The sequence below is a fragment of the Actinosynnema sp. NPDC037264 genome, assembly GCF_055603705.1.
In genome coordinates this window covers 1-1211 of the sequence record NZ_JBVJVK010000142.1, presented here as the reverse complement: position 1 = coordinate 1211, position 1211 = coordinate 1, and the positions used below count along the sequence as shown (strand labels likewise).

Annotated in this window: 1 pseudogene; it reads left to right on the top strand. The window is 68.8% G+C overall.

Annotated elements, in window-relative coordinates:
• Positions 1–201: 201 nt before the first annotated feature.
• Positions 202–1109: pseudogene (locus ACZ7GX_RS45715) on the top strand (IS5 family transposase).
• The last annotated feature ends 102 nt before the right edge of the window (positions 1110–1211 follow it).

Here is a 1211-nt window from a genome sequence, read left to right as displayed (position 1 = left end):
ATGAGCAAGCTCATCAGGGGTCACCGGGACATGAAACCGCCCAGCCCGCCCCGGTGCCCCCCCGACACGCCGAAACCTAACAAAGCACTACTAGCGCGTGTTTCAAAGGTGAGGTGACCGGCGGCGTGTCGGTGGCCGAGATGTGGCGAGGTCTCCGGTAAGTGGGTTAGCGACCAAGCAAACCCGAACACCGGAGACCTCGTGGCCGGCGTAGCGGCAGCGGGGCGGGCCGACCTGACCGACGCGCAGTGGGCTGTGTTGCAACCGCTGTTACCCGTCGGGAAGAAGCCGGGTCGTCCGCCGAAGTGGAGCAAGCGGCAGTTGATCGACGGCATCCGGTGGCGGGTGCGCGTCGGTGCCCCGTGGCGGGACGTGCCTCCCGAGTACGGTCGTTGGCAGACCGTGTACGGGTTGTTCCGGCGTTGGCAGCGGGCCGGGGTCTGGCAGCGGACGGTGACCGCGTTGCAGGCCCGCGCGGACGCCGCCGGGCTGATCGTGTGGGACGTGAGCGTGGATTCCACGATCATGCGGGCGCACCAGCACGCCGCCGGTGCCCGCAAAAGGGGGATCTGCAGGTCGAACCGCCCGACACCCCGCTCGGCGGGGCCGAGCCCGACGATCACGGGTTGGGGCGGTCGCGGGGCGGGTGGACCAGCAAGCTGCACCTGGCCTGCGAGCAGGGACAGCGTCCGTTGTCGCTGCTGGTCACCGCCGGTCAACGGGGTCACAGCCCGCAGTTCACGCCGGTGATCGAGCGGATCTCGGTGCCGCGGGTCGGACCCGGCCGCGCACGGACACGACCGGACCGGGTCCTGGCCGACAAGGCCTACAGCTCCCAGGCCAACCGCGCCTACCTACGCCGACGCGGGATCAAGGCCACCATCGACCAGCCCCGCGACCAGGACGCCCACCGCAAGGCCAAAGGCCCCGCGGGCGGACGGCCACCCACGATCGACCGGGAGATCTACAAACAGCGCCACGCCGTCGAGTGCGGCATCAACCTGCTCAAGCAGCACCGGGCGGTCGCCACCCGCTACGACAAACTCGCCGTCCGCTACAAGGCCACCATCGACATCGCCGCCATCAACATCTGGCTACGCCACATCTGAAACACGTCCTAGTAGTGCTTTGTTAGGTTTCGGCGTGTCGGGGGGGCACCGGGGCGGGCTGGGCGGTTTCATGTCCCGGTGACCCCTGATGAGCTTGCTCAT